The organism is uncultured Amaricoccus sp. (assembly GCF_937858865.1).
Taxonomy (GTDB): domain Bacteria; phylum Pseudomonadota; class Alphaproteobacteria; order Rhodobacterales; family Rhodobacteraceae; genus Amaricoccus.
Genome location: NZ_CALLYO010000183.1, coordinates 1 through 8,016, shown reverse-complemented (window position 1 = coordinate 8,016; position 8,016 = coordinate 1). Strand labels below are relative to the sequence as shown.

Here is an 8,016-nt window from a genome sequence, read left to right as displayed (position 1 = left end):
CGTCATTCCCCTTCCTCGTCCTCGCCCGGCAGCGTGAAGGTGATCCGGAGCAGCCGCGCCGCCGCCTGCGCCGCCGCCAGTGGTCCGCCCTCGACCCGCGCCGCCATCAGCTCCGACTCGCTGACCTTCCAGCCGCCGCCGTTCAGCCCCGCGGTCAGCAGCGCGACGAGGTCCCGCACCCGGAACCCGCCCGCCTCGAAGCGCTGGATCAGCTCGACCAGCGACTCGCTCTTCAGCCGCGCCTCGAGCTCGGCGAGCGCCGCCAGCGTCAGCCGCATCACCCGCGGCTCGCCGTCGACGACGAGCTCGACCTCGCCCCGCCAGGGATTGGCCATCAGATCGCCGCGAAGCTCAGCGCGCCCGCCGAGGCCAGCGCCAGCTCGTAGACCGCCTCCCCGTCGTGGCTCCCGGAATACTCGATCGAGGTGATCTGGAAAGGCCCCTCGATCACCCCGAAGTCGGGCACGATCACCTGGAACTGGGGGATCTCCCCGGCGAAGAAGATCGCCCGCGCCCGCTCGTCCGTCGCCTCGTCGCGAAAGACCCCCGACCCCGAGATCGCCGCCGACCTGACCCCGGCGCCCGACAGGAGCTCCCGCCACCGCCCGGCGCTGCCGAGGTTGGTCACGTCCACCGTCTCGGCATTGAACGCGATCCGCGTCGCCCGGAGCCCCGCGATCGTCTGGAAGTTGCCCGAGCCGGTCATGTCCAGCTTGATCAACAGGTCCTTGCCTCTCTGCGCCGCCATGTCCGTCGTCCTTCCGAGAAAGAATTGTCAGTCCTCGTCCACCACCGCGCGGAACCTCAGGCTCACCCGCCGCTTCTCCGGCGCCCGACCCCGCTCGGCGCCCGCGCGCAGGAAGCGCAGCGCCACCAGCCGTCCGGCCTCCAGCGCCAGCGGCGCGTCGATCAGGCAGTCGCAGACCGCCGCAGCGATCTCCTTCGCCGCCGCGAAGCCGTCGCGCCCCGAATGCACCGTCACCGTGAAGTCGTGGATCGCGCCCCGGCTCGTCTTGGTGCCGTTCGCCCGCACCGTCTCCTCGCCGAGCGTCACATAGTCCGGCCCGGCCGCCGCCAGCGCCGGCTCGAGCGGCGCATCGTACACGGCCCCCCCGATCAGCGCCGACAGCGCCGGATCGTCGATCAGCCGCTGATAGACCCGGGCCTGCAGCCCGCCCGCAAAAGCATAGCTCACGGCAGCAATCCCTCCTCGGCAACGATCTCGAGATACCGCCCGCCCGGGTCGCTCTCCGTCACCGTCAGGATGCGGAAGACCCGCGCCCCGTCCCGCAGCCGCTGCTGCGGCCGCGGCCGCGACGGCGCACCCGCGGGCGCCGCGCGCACCAGGATGCGATACTTCACCCGCGGCTGCGGCCGCCCGGCGACGAAGTCCTCGCGCCCGCCCTTCGGCTGCACGTCCGCCCAGACCACCCCGAGCGGCACCCAGTCCTCGCCGTAGCCGCCCGACCCGTCCGCCACGCGCTCCGCCGCCTCGAGCACCAGCCGCCGGAGCAGCCGCACCCCGGCGCTCACGCCATCCCCCCGCCGATCCGCGTCGCGCGGTAGGCCTCGATCAGCACCAGCACCCCGAAGGGCATCGCGCCGGCCGCCGCCGCACCCTCGGCCCGGTTCTCGTAGAAATGCGCCGCCAGCAGGAAGACCGCCTGGCGCAGGTCCGCCGGCACCTCCTCCCACCCCTCGCCGAAGCCGGCGCTGAAGCGGATCTCCGCCCGCCCCGAGCGCGGGATGCGCGGCAGGCTGCGCCCGAACTTCCCCACCAGCCGCGGCCGCTGGCTGTCGCGCATCACCGACCAGGCGCCCGGCTCGACCACCGTCTCCGCACCCTCGGCATCGACCAGCCGCACCTCGGCGACGGACCGCACCGGCCCGACCGGTAGCGCCTGGCAGGCATCCTCCCGCCAGCGGCTCACCGTGCAGGAGAAGTCCCGCGCCAGCAGCACCCGCCCGAGCCGCGCCTCGATCGCCGCCATCGCCGCGCGCAGGTAGAGCTCGAGCACCGCATCCTCGGACCCGTCGTCCGCGAAGCCGCTCCCGAGCCGCAGGTGCTCGGCGAAGGCGCGCACCGGCACCGCCGCCGCCGGCGGGGCGCTCACTTCCGTCAGGATCATGCGAAACTCCTCAATCCGGGCCCGCGGCCCTATGCGCGCGCCCCCAGCGCGATCCGCACCACCACCGCCCGCTCGAGCGTGCGGCCGGCGCTGGTCTCGACCCGCCCCGCGACCAGATAGACCCGCCCCGGCACGCCGCCGGCGAAGCGGGCCCAGGAGCGGGCCGGGTCGTGATGCTGCCCCGTCACCCCGAGATCGCCCTGCCCCGGCTCGCGCGTCTGGATGCTCCAGCCGAGATCGGCGGTCACCGTCTCCCCCGGCGCGAGATAGCCCTGCCGCCAGTCGATCGCGAAGGTGGCGTCCCGGTCGGCCCGCTTCAGAAGGTATCCGCTCATCGGGACTGCCTCGATGGTCACTCGTCAAGCACACCCCCGCACCGCCCGAGCGGAGGGAGGAGCAGCGACTGGAAGGTGCGGGGGTGTGCCCGACCCGCGACCGGCGGAACCGGCGCGAGCCGTCTCTGCGTGGCCCGATGCCTCAGGCGCCCGCAAACTTCAGGAGCTTGATCGCCGCGAAGTCCGAGACATCGCCGCCGATCCGCTTGGTGGCATAGAAGAGCACGTGCGGCTTGGCCGAGAAGGGATCGCGCAGGATCCTCAGATCCGGCCGCTCCGCCACGGTATAGCCGGCCCGGAAGTCGCCGAAGGCGATGGCGAAGGTCCCCGAGGCGATGTCCGGCATGTCCTCGGCGATCAGCACCGGATAGCCCATCAACCGCGCCGGTTCGCCCGCCGCCAGCCCGTCCGACCACAGGAACCGCCCGTCCGCGTCCTTCATCTTGCGCACGGCGCCGGCGGTCTTCGAGTTCATCACGAAGGTCGCATTGGCCCGGTACCGGGCCCCGAGCGCATAGACGAGATCGACGATCGCATCCGCCGGCTCGGTCGCATCGAAATCGCCGTCCGTCCCGGTCGGCACATAGCCGAGCGAGCCCCAGGCGAAGAGGTCGTTGTCGACCTTGGGATAGTTGAGGAACCCCGTCGGCTTGTCGACGCCGTCGCCCGCCACGAAGGCCGACGCCTCGGCCCGGCTGAACTTGTCGGCGATCCGCTGCGCCAGCCACCCCTCGACGTCGAAGGCGCTGTCGTCGAGCAGCCGCTGCGACGCCTTCGGCAGCGCCGAGAGCTCGTGCAGCGGGATCGAGATCCGGTCGACCTGCGGCGTCCCGGTCTCCGCGACCGCCCCGCTCTCCGTCGCCCAGCCCGAGCCGATGTCGGTATGGTCGACCAGCACGTCGAAGGCCGACGCCTCCACCGTCACCACGTTGGCGATCGCCCGGATCGAGGCCGAGGACCGCAGCACGCCCACGATCTGCCCCGCGGTCACCGGATCGACCAGGTAGCCGCCGTCCGCCGCCACCGCGGTCGAGAGCGCCTTCTCCTCGACGCCGAGCCCGCGCAGCCCGTCGTCGTCCCCCGAGCGCAGATAGGCGGCGAAGGCCTTCTTGTGCGGCGTCTCGGCCTCGGCCGCGCGTGCCAGCGGCGGGCGGTTCATCGCGATGGACTTACGGTCGAGCATGGCCAAACGGGATTCCTGTTCCTGAAGCTTCGCTTTGATCTCGGACTGAAAGGCGTTGAATTCGCCCAGGAACCCCAGCACGGCCGACTTCACTTCCATGTGGGGGCCCACCCCCGGCGCGGCAGTCCCCGCCCGGGCTTCGCTTTCGGATTTCGCCATTGATGACCTTCCTTGATGTCGCCTTGCCGCCGGCGCCTCACGCCAGCATCTGCCTCGCCTCGCGGAAACTCTCCGCCAGCGCCCGCGCCAGGTCCGCCTCCGGATCCTCCGCCAGCACCCGCGCCTCCGGCAGCATCGGGAAGGTGACCAGCGACACCTCCCAGAGCTCGATCTCGTGCAGCAGCCGCCGCCCGCCCTTGGCCTCGGCCCGGAGCGTCCGGTAGCCGATCGACAGCCCGTCGATCGCCCCGGCCTGCAGCAGCACATGCGCCTCCCGCGCCGCCTGCACCTCGAGGAGCAGCCGCCCCTTGACCCAGAGCCCGCGCCCGTCCTCGCGCACCTCGTCCCACACCCCGATCGGCCGCGTCGGGTCGTGCTGCCAGAGCATCTTCACCCCCGACCCCGCCCTGGCGAGCCGCGCCAGCGAGGCCGCATAGGCCCCCGCCTGCACCACGTCCCCGCCCTGGTCCGGCGCGCCGAACAGGCTCGCGTAGCCGGCGATCTCCGCCCCCTCCTTCAGCGCCACCGCGCCGTCGAAGCTGCAGAACTTCGTCTCCAGCGAGCGCACCCCGCCAATCCGATGCATCGATCTCATCCTTTCTCAGGAAACGGTGATCTGCAGCAGCCCGTAGGCGATATCGGCGAGGATCAGCGAGGCCGCGCCGTAGACCGCGAGCCAGATCCGCCGCTCCAGCCGGTCGAGCGCCACCTCGATCTGGTTCAGCCGCCGCTCGAGCAGCGTCCAGCGCTCCTCCTGGATGCGCTCGCTCACCTCGATCCGCGCCGCCGTCGCATCGAATGGCTCGTAGAGAAAGCGCGACCCGCCGCCCCTGACCCCGGTGCCACGCATCACTCCTCCCGGAGCTTCGGCAGCCCGAGCAGCGCCCGCTTCTCGCCGTCGCTCAGGAAGCCGGCCCCGCCGACCCGGGCCCAGAGCGCCGCGCGCTCCTCGGCCAGCGCCGGCACGTTGTCGAAGTCCACCTTCACCTGGAACCGCACGCCGTAATACCCCGGCAACCAACCGGAAATCGCCGCCAGCGTCTTCGACACCAGCGGCAGCACGGTCAGCCGGTAGAAGGCCCGGTGCGCCTCGGAATAATTCGCATAGGTATTGTCCCCCGGCAGCCCGAGCAGCATCGGCGGCACCCCGAAGGCGAGCGCGATGTCGCGCGCCGCCGCCTCCTTGGTGCGATGAAATTCCATGTCGCTCGGCGAGAACCCCATCGGCTTCCAGTCCAGCCCGCCCTCGAGCAGCATCGGCCGCCCGGCGTTCCGCGCCCCCTGATGATGGCTCTCGATCTCCTCCACCAGCCGCGCATACTGGTCCGCCGCCAGCTGCCCCTGCCCGTCCACCCCGCGATAGACGATCGCCCCCGAGGGTCGCGCCGCATTGTCGAGCAGCGCCTTCGACCAGGTGCTGGCCGAATTGTGCACGTCGATGGCACTCGCCGCCGCCGCCAGCGGCGACAGCCCGTAGTGATCGTCCTGCGGATGGAACGCCTTCACGTGCAGCACCGGCACCCGCTCGGCCCGCATGTCGAACACATGCTTCGCCCCGCCCGCGGCATATTCATAGGCGACCGGCCAGCCGTCCGCCCCCGGCACCACCTTCATCCGGTCCGAGCGCAGCACGTAGAGCTCCCGCGGCCCCCCGGCCGCGACCTCCCCGGCCGCCTCCAGATACCCGTCCCCGCTCAGCAGCAGGTGCCCGTAGAAGCACTCGAAGAGCGCCGCCCCGCTCTGCCCCGGATTGGGCGCGGCGAGGAGGTCGATCACCGGATGCACGTCGAAGCGCCGGTCGGCATCCTGCACCACCACCGGCACCGCCGCCGCCGCCTCGGCGATCAGCTTCACGCAGCGGAAGGCCACCGGATTGCCCAGGAACCCCACCCGGGTCAGCGTCGATGTGTCGCGCGCCGACCAGGCCACCCGCCCCGCGCCCTGGAAGGCGATGACCGGCGCCGCGGCCGAGGCCTTCGCCTCCGGCGGCTCGGACCGGGACCTGGCCCGGGACGTGCGGAAGAACTGCAAGACCATGGAACGCTCGCTCCTGACTGAACCCGTCGGCCGCTCGAGCGATTTCGAGCCGGACGGCATCGCCCGGCGGTCGGGAAATCGCGGTAACTCGGGACCCCGGAGCGGCCCCGTCTCTCGAAAACTCACCGCCCGAGCGTGCGGATCCCCGGCACCAGCCGCGCCTCGGGGTCGAGCATCAGCTCGGTGATCGCCCAGACCAGGGCATCCAGCCGGTCCGGGCTGCCGCGCCCGGCGTAGCCGCCCACGGTCATCGCCGCCATCTGCGCCTCGAGCTCGGGAAAGACCCGGGCGTGCCGGATCCGCCCCTGCTCGTAGAGCGCCGCCACCGGCTCGGCGCGCAGCCCCTTGCCCCTGGTGGCGACGACGGCGCGGAAGGAAACCATCGGATCGATCTGGCGGACCAGCGTCTCGATCATCTGCCCGCCCTGGTTCACCTCGGCGACCAGCCGGTCGGCCCGGTGCGCGTGGTAGAGCGCCACCGCCCGCTCCGCCCACCGCTGCGGCGAGGCGCCCCGCAGGCTCGCGTCGGCGATCACCTCGCCGACCCAGGCATTCAGCGGCCCGTCGCGGACCACGCCCGCCACCACGATCCCGCACTCGTCCGCCCCCTCGCCGCTCGTCACCGGCGGATCGACCGCCACCACGATCCGGTCCGGCTCGCCCGCGACCGGCCGCCGCGCCGCCTCGATCGTCTCCCAGGTCCAGAGCGCGCCCTCGATGTCGAGCACGAACTCGCCCTCGAGCTCCTGCCGCCCCAGCCGCGTGCCGGCATGCCGCGCCGCGAGCCGCTCGACGAACCCCGGCGCCAGATGCATCCGGTTGGCCTCGGTCGGCGCCCGCGTCACCACCGTGTCCGCCGCCTCGATCAGCTTCAGCAGCATCGGGTTCCGCCGCGGCGTCGTCGTCACCACCGCCCGCGGCCGCGCCCCGAGCCGCAGCGCGAACTGCAGCTGGTCCCAGGCCTCCTCGGCCCTGGACCACTTGCCCACCTCGTCGCACCAGGCCGCATCGAACTGCGGCCCGCGCAGGCTCTCCGGATCGCGCGCCGAATAGGTCTCCGCCACCGCCCCGTTCGGCCAGACCAGCCGCCGGCGCGACGCCTGCCACTCCGGCCGCCGGTCCGGCGGCGACGCGGCGAGCAGCCCCGAGGAGCCGAAGACCATCACCTCGCGCGCCTGGTCCAGCGTCTCGCCGACCAGGGCGACCCGGGAGCAGGCCCCCGGGTCGCCCGGCTTCGCCCCTTCGACCTGCGCGCGGACCCACTCGGCCCCCGCGCGGGTCTTGCCCGCCCCCCGGCCGCCCAGGATGACCCAGGTCGCCCAGTCTCCCTCCGGGGGCAGCTGATGCCCCAGCGCCCATTGCTCGAAGAGCCAGGGCAGGGACATCAGGGCGTTCGGACTCAGCGCTTCCAGAAAGGCGTCGAGCTCACCTTGCGGCAGCCCAGACAGCAAGTCTCGCAAGGATCTCGGCGCGTGCGGCGTCGAGGTCGAGGCCTGCGCCCGCCCCTGCCGCTCCTGCTTCTCTTCGTCTGACAAGACTTGCCTCGAGGTCGAGAACCGTCTGCAGGATCTTCTGATAGGACTTGAGCGCGTCCTCCGCGTCCTTGCCCTCGTCCTTGCCTGCGGTTCCCGCTTTCAGTTGGTCGATCCGACCGCGCAAAGCCACGGACAGATCACGGTACAGCTCCAGCGTGCGTCCCAGCCTGTCGCTGTCCGCCGCGTCTTCTGATGCTGAAAGTGTCATGTGATGGATGCCCTGGCTGCTCCGCCCGGGCAGAAAAGAAACGGCAGGCCCCGTCTCCGAGGCCTGCCGACTCACTTCTTCCAGCTTGCCCAGTCCTATACCGGAGAGCGAGCGCACCGTCAAGTAATAAATCTGCGGTTGCGCACCCTCAACCCGCCGCCAGCGCCATCCGCGGCGCCGGAAGCGCCGCGCCGGCCGCCCGCGTACGTCACCCGCACGCCCGCGGCGCCCGTCACCACCTGCAAATGCTCCACCGTCTCCCCACCCGCACCGCGACGACGACGGCAACCGCCATCGCCCCCTCCCCTGAAGGATTTCATACAGGCAGAAACCCTATCGAGCAGACGAGGGGCCCCGCCAACAGGCGGGGAGAAAAATGACTCGAGCGGCCGAAGGCCGCTCTCCGCCGGAGGGAGGCCGCAAAGGCGGC

Annotated in this window: 12 protein-coding genes; all 12 read right to left on the bottom strand. The window is 72.0% G+C overall.

What is annotated here, in order from left to right:
• Positions 1-2 precede the first annotated feature (2 nt).
• The gene (locus Q0112_RS05105) at positions 3-335 is read right to left on the bottom strand and encodes a gene transfer agent family protein (protein ID WP_297972327.1); all 333 of its coding nucleotides are present in this window, start codon (positions 333-335) and stop codon (positions 3-5) included.
• The gene (locus Q0112_RS05100) at positions 335-748 is read right to left on the bottom strand and encodes a phage major tail protein, TP901-1 family (protein ID WP_297972325.1); all 414 of its coding nucleotides are present in this window, start codon (positions 746-748) and stop codon (positions 335-337) included. Before Q0112_RS05100 ends, Q0112_RS05105 begins: the two co-directional genes overlap by 1 nt.
• 27 nt (positions 749-775) lie before the next feature.
• Positions 776-1,195, bottom strand: a complete 420-nt coding sequence (locus tag Q0112_RS05095; RefSeq protein ID WP_297972323.1) for a DUF3168 domain-containing protein — start codon at positions 1,193-1,195, stop codon at positions 776-778.
• Positions 1,192-1,533 (bottom strand): head-tail adaptor protein, encoded by a 342-nt coding sequence (locus Q0112_RS05090; RefSeq protein ID WP_297972322.1) that lies wholly within the window; start codon positions 1,531-1,533, stop codon positions 1,192-1,194. Before Q0112_RS05090 ends, Q0112_RS05095 begins: the two co-directional genes overlap by 4 nt.
• On the bottom strand, positions 1,530-2,129 hold the full coding sequence (locus Q0112_RS05085) for a head-tail connector protein (RefSeq protein ID WP_297972321.1): 600 nt from the start codon (positions 2,127-2,129) through the stop codon (positions 1,530-1,532). The genes Q0112_RS05090 and Q0112_RS05085 overlap by 4 nt, the downstream gene beginning before the upstream one ends.
• A 29-nt stretch (positions 2,130-2,158) precedes the next feature.
• A complete protein-coding gene (locus tag Q0112_RS05080) occupies positions 2,159-2,464 on the bottom strand; it encodes a hypothetical protein (protein WP_297972319.1) in 306 nt (101 codons plus the stop codon).
• Positions 2,465-2,606: 142 nt separating this feature from the next.
• Positions 2,607-3,806, bottom strand: a complete 1,200-nt coding sequence (locus tag Q0112_RS05075; RefSeq protein WP_297972316.1) for a phage major capsid protein — start codon at positions 3,804-3,806, stop codon at positions 2,607-2,609.
• Positions 3,807-3,843: 37 nt separating this feature from the next.
• On the bottom strand, positions 3,844-4,392 hold the full coding sequence (locus tag Q0112_RS05070; RefSeq protein ID WP_297972314.1) for an HK97 family phage prohead protease: 549 nt from the start codon (positions 4,390-4,392) through the stop codon (positions 3,844-3,846).
• Positions 4,393-4,407: 15 nt separating this feature from the next.
• The gene (locus Q0112_RS05065; protein WP_297972311.1) at positions 4,408-4,656 is read right to left on the bottom strand and encodes a hypothetical protein; all 249 of its coding nucleotides are present in this window, start codon (positions 4,654-4,656) and stop codon (positions 4,408-4,410) included.
• Entirely contained in the window at positions 4,656-5,843 is a 1,188-nt protein-coding gene (locus tag Q0112_RS05060; RefSeq protein ID WP_297972310.1) for a phage portal protein, read from the bottom strand. The genes Q0112_RS05065 and Q0112_RS05060 overlap by 1 nt, the downstream gene beginning before the upstream one ends.
• Before the next feature lie 122 nt (positions 5,844-5,965).
• The gene (locus Q0112_RS05055; protein ID WP_324564360.1) at positions 5,966-7,228 is read right to left on the bottom strand and encodes a terminase family protein; all 1,263 of its coding nucleotides are present in this window, start codon (positions 7,226-7,228) and stop codon (positions 5,966-5,968) included.
• Between the two features lie 40 nt (positions 7,229-7,268).
• Positions 7,269-7,709 (bottom strand): hypothetical protein, encoded by a 441-nt coding sequence (locus Q0112_RS05050; RefSeq protein WP_297972308.1) that lies wholly within the window; start codon positions 7,707-7,709, stop codon positions 7,269-7,271.
• Positions 7,710-8,016: the final 307 nt, after the last annotated feature.